At 60.5% G+C, this 19,883-nt stretch carries 11 protein-coding genes; 2 read left to right on the forward strand and 9 right to left on the reverse strand.

What is annotated here, in order from left to right:
* Positions 1-22: 22 nt before the first annotated feature.
* On the reverse strand, positions 23-1,339 hold the full coding sequence (locus tag JQ628_RS16850; RefSeq protein ID WP_212223868.1) for an ABC transporter substrate-binding protein: 1,317 nt from the start codon (positions 1,337-1,339) through the stop codon (positions 23-25).
* Between the two features lie 21 nt (positions 1,340-1,360).
* A complete protein-coding gene (locus tag JQ628_RS16855) occupies positions 1,361-1,801 on the reverse strand; it encodes a nuclear transport factor 2 family protein (protein WP_212223869.1) in 441 nt (146 codons plus the stop codon).
* A 242-nt stretch (positions 1,802-2,043) separates the two neighbouring features.
* Here JQ628_RS16855 and JQ628_RS16860 point away from each other — a divergent pair, with 242 nt between their 5' ends.
* Positions 2,044-3,468, forward strand: coding sequence for a PLP-dependent aminotransferase family protein (locus tag JQ628_RS16860; protein ID WP_212223870.1), 1,425 nt, complete (start codon positions 2,044-2,046; stop codon positions 3,466-3,468).
* A gap of 35 nt (positions 3,469-3,503) precedes the next feature.
* On the opposite strand, the gene JQ628_RS16865 is transcribed toward JQ628_RS16860, so the two are convergent.
* Positions 3,504-3,887: a nuclear transport factor 2 family protein gene (locus JQ628_RS16865; protein ID WP_212223871.1), complete on the reverse strand. Its 384-nt coding sequence runs from the start codon at positions 3,885-3,887 to the stop codon at positions 3,504-3,506.
* A gap of 947 nt (positions 3,888-4,834) precedes the next feature.
* Positions 4,835-11,203: a VCBS domain-containing protein gene (locus tag JQ628_RS16870; RefSeq protein ID WP_212223872.1), complete on the reverse strand. Its 6,369-nt coding sequence runs from the start codon at positions 11,201-11,203 to the stop codon at positions 4,835-4,837.
* 458 nt (positions 11,204-11,661) lie between these two features.
* On the opposite strand from JQ628_RS16870, the gene JQ628_RS16875 reads away from it, so the two are divergent.
* Positions 11,662-12,486: a LuxR C-terminal-related transcriptional regulator gene (locus tag JQ628_RS16875; protein WP_212223873.1), complete on the forward strand. Its 825-nt coding sequence runs from the start codon at positions 11,662-11,664 to the stop codon at positions 12,484-12,486.
* A gap of 149 nt (positions 12,487-12,635) precedes the next feature.
* Here the strand turns inward: JQ628_RS16875 and glmS are convergent, their stop codons facing one another.
* The 5 genes from glmS to JQ628_RS16900 all read right to left on the reverse strand — a co-directional run bounded on the left by glmS (position 12,636) and on the right by JQ628_RS16900 (position 19,874).
* Positions 12,636-14,465, reverse strand: a complete 1,830-nt coding sequence (gene glmS, locus JQ628_RS16880; RefSeq protein ID WP_212223875.1) for a glutamine--fructose-6-phosphate transaminase (isomerizing) — start codon at positions 14,463-14,465, stop codon at positions 12,636-12,638.
* Between the two features lie 15 nt (positions 14,466-14,480).
* On the reverse strand, positions 14,481-15,380 hold the full coding sequence (locus JQ628_RS16885) for a Crp/Fnr family transcriptional regulator (protein ID WP_212223877.1): 900 nt from the start codon (positions 15,378-15,380) through the stop codon (positions 14,481-14,483).
* Between the two features lie 461 nt (positions 15,381-15,841).
* Complete coding sequence (locus JQ628_RS16890) at positions 15,842-17,227, reverse strand: polysaccharide biosynthesis/export family protein (RefSeq protein ID WP_212223878.1); 1,386 nt, start codon at positions 17,225-17,227, stop codon at positions 15,842-15,844.
* Between the two features lie 209 nt (positions 17,228-17,436).
* A complete protein-coding gene (locus JQ628_RS16895; protein ID WP_212223879.1) occupies positions 17,437-18,819 on the reverse strand; it encodes a tetratricopeptide repeat protein in 1,383 nt (460 codons plus the stop codon).
* Between the two features lie 65 nt (positions 18,820-18,884).
* The gene (locus JQ628_RS16900) at positions 18,885-19,874 is read right to left on the reverse strand and encodes a GDP-mannose 4,6-dehydratase (protein ID WP_349628077.1); all 990 of its coding nucleotides are present in this window, start codon (positions 19,872-19,874) and stop codon (positions 18,885-18,887) included.
* Between the last annotated feature and the right edge of the window lie 9 nt (positions 19,875-19,883).

The following is a 19,883-nucleotide window of genomic DNA, read 5'->3' on the forward strand; positions in this document are numbered from 1 at the left end:
AAGGAAGCTCGAGAGCCACTGGTCAGCATTTCGCGCCTTTGAAACCGGACTTGATCCAATCCACGGCCTTTATGCCGTCAGGCGGATTTACGCATTCCGCGGGGTAAATCCTGATGTCGCGGAAAATGGCGGCATTCTTTTCCTTGTCCCAACCGGCAAAGGTGCCATAGGCAGTTGCCTGGATGCCCTGGTGCCCGTTCGCCAAAGCCATTGTAATTGGAAAGCCGTTGGCCGTTTCGAAGGTGAGCCCGCGAAGAGCCCCCACGACGGATTCGGTCTTCTGCTTGCCCGGCTTGCCGTTGGCAGCTTTCTCGTAAGCTGCCTTGATGCCGAATATGCCTTGCGCGGCAGCGTAAGCGCCTAACGGAGGAACACGTTTATAGGTCGCCTGATATTCGCGCAGAAACCAGTCTGAAAGAACAGAGCTCTTCGCGAGGTATCCATGGGGCCCTCGAGCGCCGAGATATGATCCTACGATAGCGTTCTCGGCCAGAGTGTCGACCGTGCCTGTGCCCACGGTGAGAACCATCTTTGACTTCTCAGGCAGTCCGCGGGCCTTGGCCTGAAGAGCAAATGCATCCGCATCGCCTCCCCAGAAGCTGGAGAAGACCACGTCCGCAGGATCGCTCAAAAGCGAGCTGATTTCGGCTCCATACTCACCTGCACCAAGACTGGGAAACTTTTCGTTCTTGAATGCGACGTCCGGCTTCAGGGCTGTCATCGCGGCCTTGAATTCGACCCATGCATCCTGGCCCCAGGAGTAGTTTTGGTTGATACCCGCGACGCTTTTTACACCGGGCATCCGATCGACCACATAACGAGCCGCTCCCACCTGATCCATTGTGCCATGCGGCGCGGTACGCACGGAATATTCGGGCTTGGTGATGATTTCCTCGAACAACTGCGGATTACCGCAATGGAAGAAGTTTGTGAGTACAGCGAGTTCTTCGGCGACAGGAGCGATCGCGTTGCAATCGGCGCTCGAGTTGTAGCCGATCACCATATCGACCTTTTCGCGTTCTACGAGCCGGCGGTATTCGGCGAGCTGCTTCTGCGTACCGCCTGCCTCGTCGGCCCAGACCGGTTCGATCTGCACGCCGTTGAAGCCAACCTTGTCGTAAGGTGCCGGGACCTTGCCCGCGTTCAGGGCCTCGACGATCAGCTTTGCGCCGTCGCGCGCGTGGCTTCCGTAGGCCGCGCCGGGACCGGAAAGAAAAAAGACAAAGCCGATTTTGATTTTTTCCTGGGCCGCGACCTGCGCCGTGAACCCCAGTTCATGGTCGATAAGACCAACTGTCGCAGCAAGGCCAAGCAGCGCCCTTTGAACGAACCGCTTCATCATTCCCCTCCCCCTAAACCGCTAGGTCAACAACCCTTCCATCGCGCCTTTCGCACCGACGGGGGCTGCGTTGAAGGCGCCCTCCCATACGGCGATCTTCCCGTCGCGCATCAGCCAGACTTCACAGCCGAACCCCGCCATCTTCTGGCCGGTAGCGGCGTCCTCCCACTGCCCCTCCCACGTGTTGCAGATCGTGTCGTTCATCAGCGATTTGAGCGTCTTGACGAGGGTGTAGTTCTTCTGGCGCTGGCTGCGGGCCGTGAAGAATTTCCTGAGCGACTCTTGTCCTTTGAATTCGGGAAGATCGCAGAACCGGATGACGCAGTCCGGCGTGAAGCCGTCGACAAGTGCGTCCACATTCCAGGGATTGAAGAGGGATTCGACGTACTTCACCATGACCCGCGCCTCCTCCATGGTGCGAGGGTTACGGTCGCCTGATCTCGCGAGCGGTTGAACGTTCATCGTCTGTCTCTCCGGTTGAATAGTCCGCATCGGTTTCCCCAGTCTGGACCGGGAGAATGAAGGCTGGACAGAACCACGGGCGGGAATTTCCTTGGATCCACCGGCAATCGATTGTTCAGGGTCGTCTGGAGGTCCAGCGCCGGATGTGTTTGTCTTTGCCGCGCAGGAAACGAACCGGGACAATCATGCAACTACCTATAAGCATCGACAAAAATCTAAGCGCGTCGTTGCAGGATCAGCTCATGACGAAGGTTCGCGAGCTCATCCTGCATCGCGGGCTATCGTCGGGTTCCAAGCTACCTTCTTCGCGCGATCTCAGCCGCCAATTGGCCATATCGCGAAACACGGTCATCAACGCCTACGATCGGCTCATTTCAGAAGGCTACCTGGAGGTCAAAGGCAAAGCAGGAATTTTTGTCAGCGAGCAGATTCCAGAGACGGCGCTCAGCATATCGACCGCAAGCGTCGATGCGGAACAGCGAGCCTTCTCGGTCACGTCCAACAAGATCATGCCGCTACGTCACAGGAGCCCGCTTCTCTATCAGCGTCCGAAGGAAAGGCTCGAACTGGACTTTAGAATCGGACGCCCCGCCGCCAGCTCCTTTCCTGAACGGTTATGGACCAGACTGATCGTTGAGAAGATGGCGAGCAGCGGCCGCCGAATGACGGAGTATGGCAACCCAGCCGGCCTGGAGGAATTGCGCGTCGCGATCGCAGCGCATCTCGCAACAGCTCGCGGTATTCGTGCACATGCGGACCAAGTGATTGTCGTTGCCGGATGCGAAGAGGGCCTGAACCTCATTGCAAAGGTTCTGAGCCCTCCCGGCTCGACGGTCTATGTCGAGAACCCCTGCTACAAGGGGGTGCCATTCGTTTTTGAAAGCTACGGCGCATCCATCGTCCCGATTTCTGTAGACGATGAAGGTCTGTGTGTCGACGAGCTTGTCGAGCGTGAACGAGGCATAATCTGCGTGACACCGTCACACCAATTTCCATTGGGAGTGACGATGTCTCTGAGCCGGAGACTGAAAGTTCTTCAATGGGCAAACAGCATGGGCACGTATGTCGTTGAAGACGACTACGATAGTGACTTCCGATACGATGGCTCACCTCTTCCAGCCCTGGCTGGCCTGGATAAGAGCGGATCCGTCATCTACATCGGAACATTTTCCAAATCGATCGGAGCCGGTCTGCGGGTTGGCTATCTGGTCGTGCCCGAAGAACTCATAGGTCCGGTTCGAGAGGCCAAGGCGCTTCTCAACAACGGAAACCCATGGCTAGAGCAGGCGGTCATCGCCGAATTTCTGTCCTCCGGCGGCTTCCGCAGTCATTTGCGGCAGATTCGGCAAACCTACCTGAAGCGACGAAACACGCTGCTCGAGCAGTTACGAGCACACTTCAATGAGATCACTATCATGGGTGAAGGCGGTGGCATGCACCTGACCTGGATACTACCAGACAGCATCTACAATGCACGGGCGCTGCAGTATGAATGCCTTCATGTAGGGGTCGGCATCTACTCTATCGACGATAGTCCGGCGATTGACTTCAATAACATGCACTTGCGAGAACGAGCGATCTTCTTCGGCTATCCATGCTTGTCTGAAACCGAAATCGTCACGGCCTGCAAGCGCCTGGCTGCTGCGGCAACCAGAGTGCTGCGCTAGAAGCGCCAGCGATTGCGCCGCTCGGTCGTAGCACTTCAAAGCACTTTATCCAGCGCCTTGCGGAACGCGTTCTTCTTCGTGACCAGATCGCCCCGAAATTCAAGCAAGTCGCAGCCGGCGGTTCGCACCTGCTTGCCGGTAGAATCGCTCGCGACGAAATCCCACTCGAAAGTCCCAATATCGCCCGAAACGACCACTTTCAGGTTCTCAAATCGGCCATCCGGAAAACGTTCGAAAAACACCTTCGCGCCTTCCCTCACTTTCCCCCGTCCTACGAACGTCTTTCCCAGGTGATCAGGTCCGACAGATGCATGATAAACCCCGTCTTCGGAAAAGAAGCTTGCTATCAGGTCCGGGTCACGGCTGTTCCAGGCGCTTCCAAACTCTGTGGCGCGTTCGAGGGTCATCTTCTTACTCATAGCTCTCCTGACAGGCATCGTTCGTTATGGCGGTACCGTGCTCCAACCTGACGCAAGTTGTCTGCGGTGTCACGAGTCCACCCGGACGAAAACTTCTAGGTCCAACGGCTCGGCTGGTCGGCCCAAACGCACGGTTTTGATCTTGTCGCCGCGCTGCCGGGTTCATGTCTCTGCAGGTTTGCCGTGACTGTTCGCTACGCTATCCCGAGGCGGATGGCCGAGACTGAGACCGCTGCTCAAGTGAAGCGAACGACTGGGGCTGACCGGGAACGTCAGATCTGTCAGGGTGTGTGGCCGACACGTTCTGAACAGGTTTTGCAGGATCGGATGTCCCCTGCTCAAAACCTTGTCTGCCATGACTTGCGGCCAATTCGCCAAGCAATATGTGAAGTAGCATCTTGGGCACCTTGCAGCGGAGCCCATGCACTCAACTTCGGACATCGATGTATAGAGCCAGCTGGCAAACAATCGATGGGGCCACTCAAGAGATTGCCGGCGAACTACTCGGCCATGCCGAGCTTAATCCTCACGCCCGCGTGCCGGTCGCCTCCTTCCCCGCTGACGCTGGACCGGAGCCTTTGAGGGGCCAACACCGGCCGCACCAGTTTCGCACCAGAACGATCTCAACAAGACGCACCGAACGCGATTGATATCAATTGAAAACGCAGCAAAATCAACGAACCTGATCGATATTCCGCCGCTCATAACGGTCTGGTTGCAGGTTTGAGTCCTGCCGGGCCCACCACTGAATCGATGGCTGTTTTTCATTTACAGCCTGCTTGCTGGACACCGCACCAGAAACGCCCCGCTTCCCCCAGTAGTTCTTCAGGGTGGACGCGCCAAGGAGCTTCGCGCCACTTCGGCTTGGGGCGATTGAGGGTCTTTTTTCAGAACGGGACGCGTAGCTTGTCTTTTTGATATGGCGAACCCACAAGCACACAGCATCATCACACGATCAGATCGTGCATCACATGATGATGGCCGCCTTTGGCGTGATCACCGGCGGTTTGCTCCGCAAGTGATAGCCAAGCCGGTTCTGCATCCTGGATAGACGCCAAAGCGTCTTGTCCGGCAGCGTCCCGGGCATGCGCGGCCGACGCCGGACCGTGGCCCATCTCCGCCAGGTCAACAGCGTCCGAATGTCTGGAAGCGGCGATCTCGTTCTTGAATTGTAGAGAATCTTCGAATTCCGGCGCGGCCGCCATTTCTGCGTGACCGGCGGCGGCGAGCAAGAGCTGGTTCTTGCCTGCAGTGCTCAGGTTCGATTCAGAATCCGAGTCGTTGGACGGGTCTGCAGACACTGTGTGCAAGTCCGGCTGCGATTGGCCGGGATCAGCACCGTTCCTGGATGCGGCGTCCCGCGCCACATGCTGCTCGGCGGCTGGGGGACCGTCATGAGCCGCCGCCTGCAAATCGCGCCGCGATGGGTCGTGATCGGCATCACTCCCGGGTGCTGCGTCCTGCGCCCCATGCTGCTCGGCCGCTGGGGGACCGTCATTAGCAGCCGTTCGCAAATCGCGCCGCGATGGGTCGTGATCGGCATCACTCCCGGGTGCTGCGTCCTGCGCCCCATGCTGTTCGGCGGCTGGGGGACCGTCATTAGCAGCCGTTCGCAGATCGCGCCGCGATGGGTCGTGATCGGCAGCCCCCCCGGGTGCTGCGTCATCCCTCGCATGCTGCTGGGCGGCCGGGAGACCGTCATTAGCAGCCGCCTGCAGATCGCGCCACGATGGGTCGTGATCGGCAGCACTCCCGGATGATGCGTCATCCCTCGCATGCTGCTGGGCGGCTGGGGGACCGTCATTAGCAGCCGCCTGCAGATCGCGCCGCGATGGGTCGTGATCGGCACCACTCCCGGGTGCTGCGTCCTGCGCCTCATGCTGCTCGGCGGCCGGGGGACCGTCATTAGCAGCCGCCTGCAAATCGCGCCGCGATTGGTCGTGATCGGCAGCACCCCCGGATGCTGTGTCATCCCCCGCATGCTGCTGGGCGGCCGGGAGAACGTCATTAGAGGCCGTTCGCAAATCACGCTGCGATGGGTCGTAATCGGCATCACTCCCGGGTGCTGCATCCTGCGCCCCATGCTGCTCAGAGGCTGCGGGACCGCCTTCAGCGGCCGCCTGCAAATCGCGCTGCGATTGGTCGTGACCGGTAGCTCTCCCGGATGCTGCGTCATCCCCCGCATGCTGCTCGGCGGCTGGAAGACCGTTATTGGACGCCCTGTGCGAATCGCGCTGCGATTGGCCGTGATCGGCGCTCCCGGGTGCTGCGTCATGCGCCACATGCTGCTCGGCAGCTGCGGAACCGTCTCCAGAGGCCTGGTGCAAATCGCGCTGCGATCGGCCGTGACCGGCGTCGCTCCCAGGTGCTGCGTCGTGCGCCGCATGCTGCTCGGCAGCTGCAGAACCGTTATCGGAGGCCGTGTGCAAATCGCGCTGCGATTGGCCGTGATCGGCGCTCCCGGGTGCTGCGTCATGCGCCACATGCTGCTCGGCGGCTGCGGAACCGTCTCCAGAGGCCTGGTGCAAATCGCGCTGCGATCGGCCGTGACCGGCGTCGCTCCCAGGTGCGGCGTCATGCGCCGCATGCTGCTCGGCAGCTGCAGAACCGTTATCAGAGGCGGTGTGCAAATCGCGCTGCGATTGGCCGTGACTAGCAGCGCGCCCCGGTGCTGCGTCGTGCGCCACATACTGCTCGGCAGCTGCGGAACCGTTATCAGAGGCGGTGTGCAAATCGCGCTGCGATTGGCCGTGACTGGCAGCGCTCCCCGGTGCTGCGTCGTGCGCCACATGCTGCTCGGCGGCTGCGGAACCGGCTCCAGAGGCCCTGTGCAAATCGCGCTGCGATTGGCCGTGACTAGCACTCTCGGGTGCTGCGTCATGCGCCGCCTGCTGCTCGACGGCTGCGGGACCGTTATCAGAGGCGGTGTGCAAATCGCGCTGCGATGGGTCGTGACTGGCAGCGCTCCCCGGTGCTGCGTCGTGCACCACATGCTGCTTGGCGGCTGCGGAACCGCCTTCAGACGTTGTCTGAAAAGCGCGCGGCAACTGGCCGGAATCGACAGCAATTGGCGGTGTTGCGCCTTGCTCGGCGAGCTGCGACGTTGTCAGTGCGACGGCGAGTCCGCCAGGATCGATCGTGGCTCCTGAAGGCGTTGCGACCGCATCGCTGGTCGTCGTTGCGAAGGCACCTGCGTGGATCGGTTGCTGATCGAATGTGAAATGAACCTCCATCAGTTGGGTCCCGGGAAGCTCAATCGAAGGCACGCTGGCGAGCTTAACGGAGTCATCGCCGCTGTCTTCCGTCGCATGCTCCGGAGCTTTGTCGAGACTGGCCCGGGTGGAATCGGTTAGGTCGACCCGATCTCGCGCGAAATGGAAGCTGAAGCTCTTATCGGCTGTGGTCCAGCCGCTGCCTGTGACGCTCGCGCTGTCGGTCGCTTCGGCGCTACTCTCCGCTAGAACATCCAATGCCGCCATTGCGGCCAGGGCAGGATCAATCGACTCGCTGGCGGCAGCGACGGTCGCGGTTGCGGGCTGATAGACGAAATCCGCCTCTTGAACGGACGCTACCCCCTGCAAGTGAATCTCCAGGAGGGCCGGATGCCCGATATCAAGGGCTCGATCGGTCTGATTCACGTACACGATGACTTGATTGTTCGCGCTGTCGTAGATCCAGGCGACGGTGTGCGGGGGCACGGACGTCGCTGTCGGAGACAGCGCCATGAACGCCAGAGCGCCAAATGCCGCCAGATTGAGCCTGTCAAACCCCGATGCGAAATCGGTAATAGTATCGAGCTGGCCCGAGTTGGAGTCGGCCACGGCCAGATAGACGAATGTGTCGTTGCCGTTGCTCCCCGTCAGCCTGTCGCCGCCAAAGCCGCCGATGATGCTGTCGTTGCCGTTATTGCCGTTCACGGTATCGGTCCCGGATCCTCCGTAGATCGTGTCATTGCCATCATTGCCCTTGATCGTATCGTTGCCGGATCCTGCATAGAGCGTGTCATCCCTTCCGGTGCCGTTGACGATATCTTCGCCGGCGCCCGCATAGACGATTTGAAACTCATCGCCTCCTCCCGCGATATTCTCACCTTGGGGAGTTCCGTAGACGAACGGCGGATCAGATACTTCCTCGGGTCCCGGAGCGAGGTTGTCGAAATCGTTGGGATCGGCATCGCTGCTGCCATGGATGGTGACCGTCACCACTTGGGTGGTGCCGTCCGCCGTGGCCACAGTGAACGTGTCGGTCAGGGTATCGCGGACATCAAGCGCCTGCACGGCGCTATTGGCGTTGTCGAGCGTGTAGGTCCACACGCCCGACGCCGTCATCGTGAAGGTGCCGTAGCCTTCGTCGCTCTGCGTCGGTGAATTGACCGCCGTGAACGTGTTGACTGTGTTGTCCACGTCGATGTCGGTGAGCGTGCCGGTAGCAACGGGGGTGCCGGCCCCCGTGCCGTCGGCTTCGATCACCGAGCCACTCGCGGTGCCGGAAACGACGGCTGCATCGTTGCTGCCGGTGATGGTGACCGTGACAACTCGCGCGGTTCCGTCCACGGTTGTCACCGTGAAGCTGTCGGTCAGCGTGTCACCGACATTGAGTGCCTGCACTTCGTCGTTGGCATTGTCGAGCGCGTAGGTCCATACGCCGGAGGCTGTCATAGTGAACGTGCCGTAGTCCTCGTCGCTCTCGGTCGGAGTATTGACCGCCAAAAAGGTGTTGGCAGCATTGTCCACGTCGATGTCGGTGAGCGTGCCGGTCGCCACCGGGATGCCGGCCGCCGTGCCGCCTGCCTCGGTCACCGAGCCGCTCGCGGTGCCGGAAATGACGGCCGCGTCGTTGCTGCCGGTGATGGTGATGGTGACCACTTGCGCCGTGCCGTCAGCGGTGGTCACCGTGAAGTTGTCGGTCAGCGTGCCACCAAGATTGAGTGCCTGCACCGCGCTGTTGGCGTTGTCGAGCGTGTAGGTCCACACGCCGGACGCCGTCATGGTGAAAGTGCCGTAGCCTTCGCCGCTCTCTGTCGGCGAGCCGACAGCCGTGAAGGCGTTGGCAGCATTGTCCACGTCGATATCGGTGAGCGTGCCAGTCGCGACGGGGGTGCCGGCCCCCGTGCCGCCGGCCTCGATCACCGAGCCGCTCGCAGTTCCGGAAATGACGGCTGCGTCGTTGCTGCCGGTGATAGTGACCGCGACAACTTGCGCGGTACCGTCCACGGTGGCCACCGTGAAGCTGTCAATCAGCGTGTCACCGGCATTGAGCGCCTGCACCGCACTATTGGCGTTGTCGAGCGTGTAGGTCCACACGCCGGACGCCGTCATGGTGAAAGCGCCGTAGCCTTCGTCGCTCTGCGTCGGTAAGTCGACCGCCGCGAACGTGTCGGCCGCATTGTCGACGTCGATGTCAGTTAGCGTGCCGGTCGCAACGGGAGTGCCGACGCCCGTGCCGCCGGACTCGATCACCGAGCCGCTCGCGGTGCCGGAAATGATGGCTGCGTCGTTGCTGCCGGTGATAGTGACCGCGACAACTTGCGCGGTGCCGTCCACGGTGGTCACCGTGAAGCTGTCAGTCAGCGTGTCACCGGCATTGAGCGCCTGCACCGCGCTGTTGGCGTTGTCGAGCGTATACAACCATGCGCCGGCTGCCGTGATCGTGAAGGTGCCGTAGCCGCCCGTGCTCGGCCTCGGCGAGGTGATCGCCGTGAAGGTGTTGGCCGCGTTGTCGACGTCGGTGTCGGTAAGCGTGCCGGTCGCGGTCGACTCACCCAGCAGCCCATTGGCGATGCTGCCGGCTTCGACTACCGAACCGCTTGTGGCGCCGGATATGATGGCCGCATCGTTCATGCCGTTGATGGCGACCGTAAAGGTCCGGTTGGCCGAGAGCGTGCCGTCTGAAACGGTGATGGTAAAGCTTTCGGTCGTGCGTGCCGTTAGTGCATTGACTGCGTCATTGTCGGGAACGTAGGTGTAAGCGCCGGTCGCGCTGTTGAGGTAAATCGTGCCGTAGCGACCGGCCCTCCACACATCGTAGGTTATGCCGTCCCACACAATCTGGCCGGCAGTGCCGTCGCTGATGCCATAGGTCAGTGCGGCGGCCTCGCGAGGACTGCCGCCGACGAAGATTCCGTTCGATGTTGCGAAAGTGTCGAACACTGCCGTATCCACCAGGATCGGGCCAGCCGCTGCATTCAGCGTCGGCGGCGCGGGCGGTGGAGGGGGCGGCCTGACGATGGTGATCTCCAGTACCGGGCTTGGAGCCGACTCCAACGGCGGAAGAGAGGCTTGCGTTGCTGGACTGCCGGGCGGGACATAGTTGATCGGTTGCAGCAGCTGCGGATTGAAATAATACGGCGTGCTGGATCCGTATGGCCCGTAGCCCTTCGCCAAGTTGGCGAACACGGCCTTCTGGGCCGCCTGCAACTCTTCCATTCTGGCGGTAGAATTCGTGGCCCGGCTCACGCTGATCGAGGAGCCAACCCTGTTGAGTTCGACCGTCTGTCCGGGATCATCAACAATAATGCTTCGCGGAATCGCCTCCTTGGTCCAGAGCTCGAATACGCCGTGTTCGAGATCCTGATATGCGATGCTGTCGTCATCGAGGAATGTGGCATCCGGATCCGCAGCCTGGACGTCGTCCGGCGCTATGGCGGTCAACACTGCAAGCAACAGCGCGCCGAATCCGCCGTATCGTTGTGATATGGCGAGCGCCGCGAGCACCGTCCGATTCCGGATTTCAAGCTTCTGATATATGTGGTGGAGGTGCACCTTGATGGTGCCGTCGGAAATGTTGAGCCGGCGCGCAATTGCCTTGTTCGACAAGCCTTCGGCCACCAAACGCATGATTTCGCGCTCGCGCTCCGTCAGCACCGCCAGCACATTTTCGATATTGGCAACGTTTACTTCCTTCCCCGTTGGCGTCGATTCCGACGACGATTCCGGTAGTAAACTGACGCCCTCCGCCACCAACCTCAGGGATCGCAGCAACGTTTCGTTGTTTGCGTATTTCGAAATCACATTGCAAGAACCGGCCGCGATTGCCGCGGCGAGATCGCTGTCTTCGACTGCCGCGGTGAAGAAAACCAGCTGGATGGGAACGTTCTCATCGTCGGCGATCGCGAGAATTTCGGATGCCGTCACGTCAGGAAAAGAATCCCCTAGAAGCGCGATATCGGGCGCCAAATTCCGGATCGCTTCGAGGCAGCTTGTTCCGCTGTTGCACCGTGCGACAATCTCGAAGTCGCGCTGCGTCGCGAATACTGACGTCAACCCCTGCAAAACGATCGGATGTCGATCCGCAATCACCAATCGGGTTCCACGCATGAGCGTTCCCTGCCCGTCCCCCTAAAAACTCCGCGCCCAAGCAATATTTTCAGAGTCGTAGCTTCTTCAAAGGGTTGGTAGTAGGCAACCTAATCTACGGTGCACCGACATCCATCGTTTGGGGTAGTGACGCATCCGTCGTTTGGGGTAGGGGCTATCCTCTTTGGGGTACGGGCACCCAGAGACGCCCACCTTTCGGGTTAGAGACATCCATTGTTTGGTGATCGCTGCCGCACGGCTTGTTTATAGCCAACGGCATATAGGGGCATGGCCAATTCGCATCTAAACTTAGGCTAAGTCGAAAGGCCGCGATATCGACAAGAGGATGCCGCAAGTTCCATCCAGTCGACACAATATCTGCACTTTTGAATCTGCACTTTTGAGCAGATCGCCAAATGGGAGAGTTGATAAAAGTTTCAACCGCTACTCAACGTTGATCAGAGTTTGGGAGTATTGTCATGCTACGGCAGCGATTTTTTTCAGTCGTCCTTATTGGAAAAAGCATTTTGCTTAGGGAAGGATTGGCTAGAATCTTACGTGCAGCGAATTTTCGCATCCTGGCATCGGTATCATCCGCAGTTGATTTGCGGCAGAGCAAACCTACGCATGGTTTGCCGCTCTTTCTAATCGTCCATACCGGCGATGATTTTGAATACGTAGTCGAGCTAATCGAAAATTTCAGACGCATGCATCCAGATGGACGCATCGCGGTCGTTGCCGACCGTTATGGGCTGAAAGAAATGAGTTCGGCATTCCGCGCGGGTGCCAACGGATACTTCGCCAACGCCATTACGTGCGACAGGTTCACAAAATCAATGGAGCTTGTCATGATGGGCGAAACGATTTTCCCACCGGCATTCCTGTCACGCGTACTCGATCCCAAAAGCAGTCAGACGGTTGAGGCCACGGCCGATGATCGGATGGGCGAGCCAATCCTCGTCGCGGAAAAAGATACTCCCCCTTCGCTGCTCTCCCCGCGCGAGAAGCTGATTTTGCGCTGTATCATCGGGGGTGACACCAACAAATGCATAGGCCGGAAAATCAATATTGCCGAAGCAACCGTCAAAGTCCATGTCAAGGCGATCTTTCGCAAGATCGGGGTCCAGAACCGGACGCAGGCCGCGATCTGGGGCCTCAATAATGGATTCCCACACCCTGGAAGACGGCAAATGCTGCCATCGATTTCAAACGGGTCATTTTCAGGTCACGTCAAGACAGTCTCCGAGGAGAAGCAACCTGAGGGGCTGGTACCTCCGTCTAGGCGGCCATCATTCAGCCTCTAAGCAGCAACGCCAGACGACGTTCCGGCGCGCGAGGACTCGCGAGCAAGAACCGCTCCTTCCCCGCCAGGTCGCGACTCGTTGTCTCATCTCAGATTGCCTGAGGACTGGTGGCCCATAGGCAGACGCAGACGATTGCGGCCTCCGACGGACTATTCGACCGTCACGGACTTCGCCAGATTGCGCGGCTGGTCGACGTCGGTACCCCGGACTACCGCGGTGTGATAGGCCAAGAGCTGCAGTGGCACCGCAAAAACCAGCGGCATCACGATCTGCGGCATGTCCGGTAGCTCCAGCACAGACCAGGCGCCGGGTGCCGCCAGTGAGGCGCCTCTCTGATCGGTCAACAGGATGATACGGCCCCCGCGTGCGATCACTTCCTGCATGTTCGACATGGTCTTCTCGAACGCCATGTCGCTGCCTGGCGCGATCACGATCACGGGCAGATCCTTTTCGATCAGCGCGATCGGTCCGTGTTTGAGCTCGCCGGCCGCATAGCCCTCTGCGTGGATGTAGGTTATTTCCTTGAGCTTGAGCGCCCCTTCCAGCGCAAGCGGATAATTGGTGCCGCGGCCTATGAACAGGGCGTCGCGCGCCGCGGAGATCTTGCGCGCGAGCTGGCGGACTTGCGGCTCCAACTCAAGCGCTCGGGTCATGTAGCGTGGGATATCGGCAAGCGCCCCGACCAGCAAGTTTTCGTCTTCGGTCGCCAGCACACCCCGATCGCGGCCCGCCGCGATCGCAATGCAGGCCAGCGTCGCCAGCTGGCACGTGAACGCCTTGGTGGACGCGACCCCGATTTCCGGGCCTGCCAGCGTCGGCAATACGATCTGGCTGGCACGTGCCATCGTCGACGTTTGCACGTTGACAACGGAAAGCACTCGCTGACCATGGGTTTTTGCGAACTCCAGCGAGGCGAGCGTGTCCGCCGTCTCGCCGGACTGCGACACAAAGATCGCCAGATTACCCGCGCCGAACGGCACGTCGCGATAGCGGAATTCCGACGCGATGTCGATGTCGACTGATAGCTTGGCGTAGCGCTCGAACCAGTATCTTGCGATCAACCCGGCATAGAATGCCGTACCGCAGGCTGTAATCGACACGCGATCGATTTCGCGGAAGTCGAGACCGGAGTGCTTTGGGAGTCTGATTGTACCGCTGGAACGGTCCATGTATTGCGCAAGCGTCTGGTCGACCACCTTCGGCTGTTCGTGAATTTCCTTTGCCATGAAATGGCGATGCTCACCCTTGTGAATGACCACGGCCGAACCGGCGATCCTGGCCGGCGCCCGGCGCAGGTGCTGGCCTGTCACATCGAGAAACTCAATTCCCTCTCGCGTAATGACCGCGAGGTCCCCGTCCTCGAGGTAACTGATCATGTCAGTCAGCGGCGCAAGCGCTATCGCGTCGGAACCGAGAAACATCTCGCCGTGCCCGTAGCCAACGGCGAGCGGTGAGCCTCTTCGGGCGCCAACCAGGAGATTATCGTGCCCCTCGAACAGGAACGCGAGCGCAAACGCGCCGTTCAGCCGCGGCAATGCCTTGCGCACCGCCCCAACCGGTCCGCATCCCTTCTTCAGTTCGCGACTGACGAGATGCACAACCACCTCTGAATCGGTCTCGGTGGCGAAGCGCGCACCAGCCTCCTTGAGTTCGTTGCGCAACTCTCGATGGTTCTCGATGATCCCATTGTGAACCACCGCGACGCCGTCGATGGCGTGCGGATGCGCGTTGTTCTCATTTGGACGTCCGTGCGTTGCCCAGCGGGTATGACCGATGCCAATCCGCCCGGCAAGCGGCTGCGAGGCAAGCCGGCTCTCAAGGTTGACGAGCTTGCCGACCGCGCGACGCCGCGTCAGCAAGCCGCCCTCGAGCGTCGCAATCCCGGCGGAATCATATCCGCGATACTCCAGCCGCTTCAGCGCGTCCAGAAGGGGAGCAGAAGCCGGGCCCTGCCCGACGAAACCGACGATTCCACACATGGCCCCTCCGAAAATCTATGATGCGCCGCGCGAAGAGTGAGGATTGCTTGCAGGCGAACGCAATCCGGCGACGGTTAGGACCAGGGGAGCGACGCTGTGATCTTCGTCCGCAGGAGCTGACGTGCGTGCTTCGGCATGACTCCCAAACCCGTACTCCTGTCGGTCCGTTCGCTTCTCGAACATCGCCGACAGCAGAGAGGCGAGCGGAGATTTCTTCTTCAGCGCATCGATGTCGACGACGCGGATTGCATGTCGGCTCTCGCGCTCGATCAGACCGCTGTCGCAGAACCGCATCATCGTACGGCTCAACGTGTCGCAGTTGATCACGAGATAGTTGGCAATGTCGGTGCGTGACATCGGAAGTTCGACGGACACGCAGCGCGACTCCTTGCCCAGCTTCCTTAGCGCGAGCGCCAGGATGAACGAGGCAACGCGCTGCTCGGTCTCCAGACGCCCGGTCAGCAATTGATGAATATTGGCACGTGCTAGCTGCGTGTGGCAGCGCATGACCAGGAAGGTCCAGTAATCATGCGGCGGCACGGTCCGATTGACGGGAGGCGGATCCAGGGACACCAGCGAAGCGGGAGTGATTGCCCGCAACGAAACGCCGGGGGCGGGAAGGACCGTCGCGGCTGACAGCACGTCGTGCGGAAGGAGAAAGTCCAGCACCTGCAGCTTTCCCTTTGCCGGCATTGCATCGATTGCCAGCGTTCCTTCCCGCAGCACCACCACCTTGCCCGGCTGGGGAAGCGGAACGCGCTGCTGCGACCGAAGATGCAGGCAGTCGCCATGAGCACAGATGTATTCGACAAATCGGGCAAGCTCAGACTCGTCGTGCGACGCGTTGACCGTGGATGGGTACGTTTGCGTCGGGGAAAGATCATCTTCGATATATGGCTTGTGCCGGAACATCATTGCGGAGCCCTCGTGAGCCTCGGCACCGACGTCGCGGCCAGCGGCGAATGCTCGAAAAGAAATAAATAAGGTAAACAGTATCTAGAGCGCCGACCTTAGCAGTTTCGTCAAATTGATCGTACGTTAATGAGAGGTAAGCCTTTGAGCTGCATTTTCAGGTCGAGAAATATCCTTTGGAGGTAACTCGCAGATCGCAACGACCGCGCCAATGCGCTTGTCACGTCGACGCATCTTTCGGGCTCATGCCGACGTCATGGTGACCGCGGCTTTCAGACGCGAGCGCGAGATCCTCGAGCGACCCATGCATCACATCGGCTGATTGCATACGTGGTGAACAGCGTGATGGCGCCGCTCCTCCGGAAGAGGTTCGCGAAGCTCACCGGAGCTTCAGCGGCGGCGTGAGGTACTCAGCAATGACCTCTGTACCTTATCTCGCCAGCAAGTGCAGGACAGGACCACCCTCACCGTTCGTTCGACGTGTACGTGCGATTCGGACCGGGTTCAGACTGTGGCAAGGGAGCGAGCACGCCGGGCACGACTGGAGACGTCGTCTTGGCGATCACCTTGAGCACATCGCCCGGCATCAACGAGGACATCTCCGTCGCCTGGCGCTTCTGGGGACCTTCCCTGGATTGACGCACGATTTCGTAAGATTCCGCCTGCGGTGCGCCATTCGTCTTCTGAAGAACCACCGCAAGCGCCCTGGCCGAGGTCATGGTCTCCTGGGCTGCCGCAATCTCCTTGTCAATGGTCGCAATAGATTTCGCAAGGTTCGCCGCGTCCTCCGAGAGCAGTCGCGGACCGGCTTCTTCCGCTTCCGCCAGCCGCGACTCGGCCTGCGCGATCTGCGCGAGATAGTCTTGCCGGCGCGCCTCGATGTCAGACAATTCCGAGCGCAGCGTGACGACGTTATTGCTCGTCACCCAACCGCGGTCCTTGAGCTTTTGCAGCTCGCCAAGGCGCTCAAGCCGCATATCCCTCTGGGCATCGACCTGCTCGAGCTTGCGTCGCAACGCCTCCATCTCGTTGCGCGCGGAATCCGCTTTGGAATTCACTTCCCGAACCTGCTGCATGCGCCTGGCCTGCTCGGCGCGAAGGATCGTATTCTCGATGGCAATCAGCCTGCGGGCGACCGCCTCCTCGCCGGCCAGCGAGGCCAGTTGCAGCGGAACCGACAGCGACGAGGCGCCGTCTCGCTCCGCTTCCAGCCTAGCACGGCGGACCAGCAAATGCTTGACCTGAACGGTCGCACTGCGCAGTCGCTCCATCTCCCGCGCGCCTTCGATCAGACTGGCCAGACTGCCTTCGCCACGGTCCAGGCCGCCGGCGAGCGCGACTGCATGAAGCACGATCATGCCGGGCACGTGCTTGTATGACCCCGGATTCTTCACAGAACCGAGGACGTAGATCGGCGCACGCTCGGCGATCTTGATTTCGATGTTTGCGCTGCGGCCCATCACCGACATGAACGAGACCGCGATATCGGCCCGTAGCTCGTCAAGGGCGCGCTTCTCGACCGCGAAGCGGCCAAGCAGAGGGATCGAAATCGCGCCGTCCGGCTCGACCGTGTAATCGCCACCCAGGTCCATGCGCTGGTAGAAAGTTCGCAGCACGCCCTGCGGTTCGGCCCGGTCACGGTTTCCCTGCTTCGCGGCCCCGACATCGATCGTTTCGTAGAACGAAATCTTGAGCTTATCGCCGACTTCAAGCGACGGCTCGCCCGGTGACGCTGCTCTGGCGGCATCGGGAGCGCCCGGCTGCGGCGGATTGGTTTGACCGAGAGCCACGCCGCCCGCCAAAGCGACGGCAACCAAAATCGTAGCACAAATTCTGACGATCGCGAGCATCGGACTGCTCCATTCCTGCAGTGGCCCAGCACCCTCCTGGGTCTCCGATAGTCGCATCTACCCGCCACACGCGAGCAACTCGGCACGAAAACACGGGTTGTGGCCACGCAACAAACTGACGGGTTGCGATCGGCAAAGCGAGTGTAAAACACTGATCTGCATCAGCAACGATACAGACGCACGCAACGGAAAGTAAATAATGTACGCCACTACCTTGAAGCGTGTCCGTCGGGTTGATACCTGACGGAATTCCAGATCCGGTCGTGGATTCTGATTCGCCCTTGTTTGACCGCTTCATCGGCGAACTGGGGAAGCAATTCCGGAGGCAGGCGTCCCTCGCTCCACAGCGTCGTCAACCGCGTGACCACCTCGGCGTCGGTTTCCAGGCGATGCAGCATCGTCAGCCATTCGGTCGACCGTTCAGCCGACAACTGCGCTGGTTCAACCCGGGCCAGGAACCAGCGTGCCATCTCACTGTTACCTTCGAACAATGAAAGCTCTGCGGCAAACAGCGGCCGTGTGAGCAGCGCCTCGTTCGACAGAAACGGCCGGATTGCAGCCAAGGCCGACTTGCCAAACGCATTCGCCACTTCTTCGGCCAACTTGCCTTGCGCGTTCAGGTCAGAGCCGCTGCGCACAAGCTGCGCCATCTTGGTCAACGGAGCACCGACATCGCCGACCAGCGCTGACGCCTGAACGAACGCGCGCAGTTGCTGCCCGTCCGGCCTGGACATGCGGTCGCCCCAGCGCAGCAACATCCGATGCGCAAGCCCCTGCCGGCCTTTGCCAGCGAGATAATGGATCATCTCCGGCGCATCGTCTGGCATCAGCTCCACATAGTGTGATGCCAGTTCGGACGCTCCAGCATCGAGGCCGGACCGCGCCAGTCTGAGAATCAACTTCGCGCACAAGAAGGGGCTGCGCCAGGCCTTCATCCAGGCCCGCGCGCGTTCGGTAGCACGGTCGTTCTCCTTGGCCTGGATCAGCAGCTCAAGCAGCAGAAGACGCCCGGCACTGGCGGCAGCCGGAGCCCGTCGGTCGGCCAATTCCAACCACTTGCGCGCCTCGCGCCAATTCCCGCGTTCGGCGAGGATCGTTCCCAGCCGCTCGAGCTGCGATTCATCCAGCATCCCCCTGCGCGCATAAGTCTGCAACGTTGCCAGCTCGTCCGCTTCGCGTCCGTGCAGACGGAAAAGCTCTATCAGCCGGCTGACACTTGCGGGAGACGGCTGTGCTGCGACCAGGCGCGCTTGAACGTCGAGATAACGATCCCTTGATCCGCCCAGCAGCAGGAGCTCTGCCTCACTCCGCAGCGCCGCCGCATCATTCGGACGCATCGCTAGATACGCATCGAACGCTTCGACTGCACGCGGCAAGTCGCCGAGCGCGGCATGGGAGCGGCCAAGCGCCGCGAGCGCGTCCGGGTCCTTGGCGGAACCAGCTGACTGACGCTCGAGCAGAGCAATCGCCTCCTCATGTCGCCCCTCGCTGGCAAGCATGGCGGCATGTTCTTCGCGCCGGGGCAACAACACAACGGCCGCAACACCGAGCGCGACAACCACCATGAGGACGAATTGCCGCGATGTCTTCATTTCGACACCTCGTCGGGTACTACCACCTGAGACATGTCATCGCGTGACGCACTGCGGCCAGCCACTTACCGGACATAGCTTTCCACCTGGCTGCCCAGCGAATGCGTGCGGAAAAATGCAATAGTCCGCTGCAAGCCTTCATCGAGCGATACCGTGGGCGTCCAGCCCATGATCTCTCGCGCCCGGGTGTTATCCGAAACCAGCTTCATGACCTCGCTCAGTGCCGGACGCAACCGCGCATCGTCCTGGACGAGCCGTTTGTTGACACCCATCAACTTGAGGATCCGTTCGGCGAACCAGCCGACCGAGTAAGTCTTGCCAGTGCCGAGATTGATCGTCATCCCTTCGAGTCCCTGCGTTGTCCCCGCCGCCATGAAACCGGCGACCGTGTCGCTGACGAGCGTCATGTCCCTTTCTGGGGTGAGCGATCCGAGCAGGATCTCGTCACGCTCGAGTGCCTGCGAAATGATGGTTGGAATGAACGCGCGCGCGCTCTGGCGAGGCCCGAACGTGTTGAAGGGCCGCACCGTCGTGACCGGTGTCCCGAACGACCGGTAATAACTCTCCGCCAGCTTGTCGGCCGCGATCTTCGTCGCCGAATAAGGCGACTGTCCCTGCAACGGATGGTTCTCGTCGATCGGCGTCCTGAGCGCGGTGCCGTAGACTTCGGAGGTGCTGGTATGCACCACCCGTTCGGTGCCGCAGCGACGGGCGGCCTCCAGCACATTCAGCGTGCCCTCGACATTGGTGCGCACATAGCTACGCGGCGCCTCGTAGGAGTAAGGGATGGCAATCAGCGCGGCGAGGTGGAACACGACATCCTGCCTCTCGACCGCCCGGTTGACGAAGTCGCTGTCCTCAACATTCCCGCTGACGATCCGTATCGCGTCGCGCGTTCGCGCATCGAGAAACGCTAGATTGCCGATCGACGAGGAAGAGTTGTATCGAACCATGGCGGTCGTAATCGCCCCCGCCTGAGCCAGCGCCTCAGCCAGGTGACTGCCGATGAAGCCACCCGCACCAGTAACCAGAACCTTCCTGCCCTTCCACATGATCTACCTCCT

Origin of the sequence: Bradyrhizobium lablabi (assembly GCF_018129385.1) — a bacterium.
Classification (GTDB): domain Bacteria; phylum Pseudomonadota; class Alphaproteobacteria; order Rhizobiales; family Xanthobacteraceae; genus Bradyrhizobium; species Bradyrhizobium lablabi_C.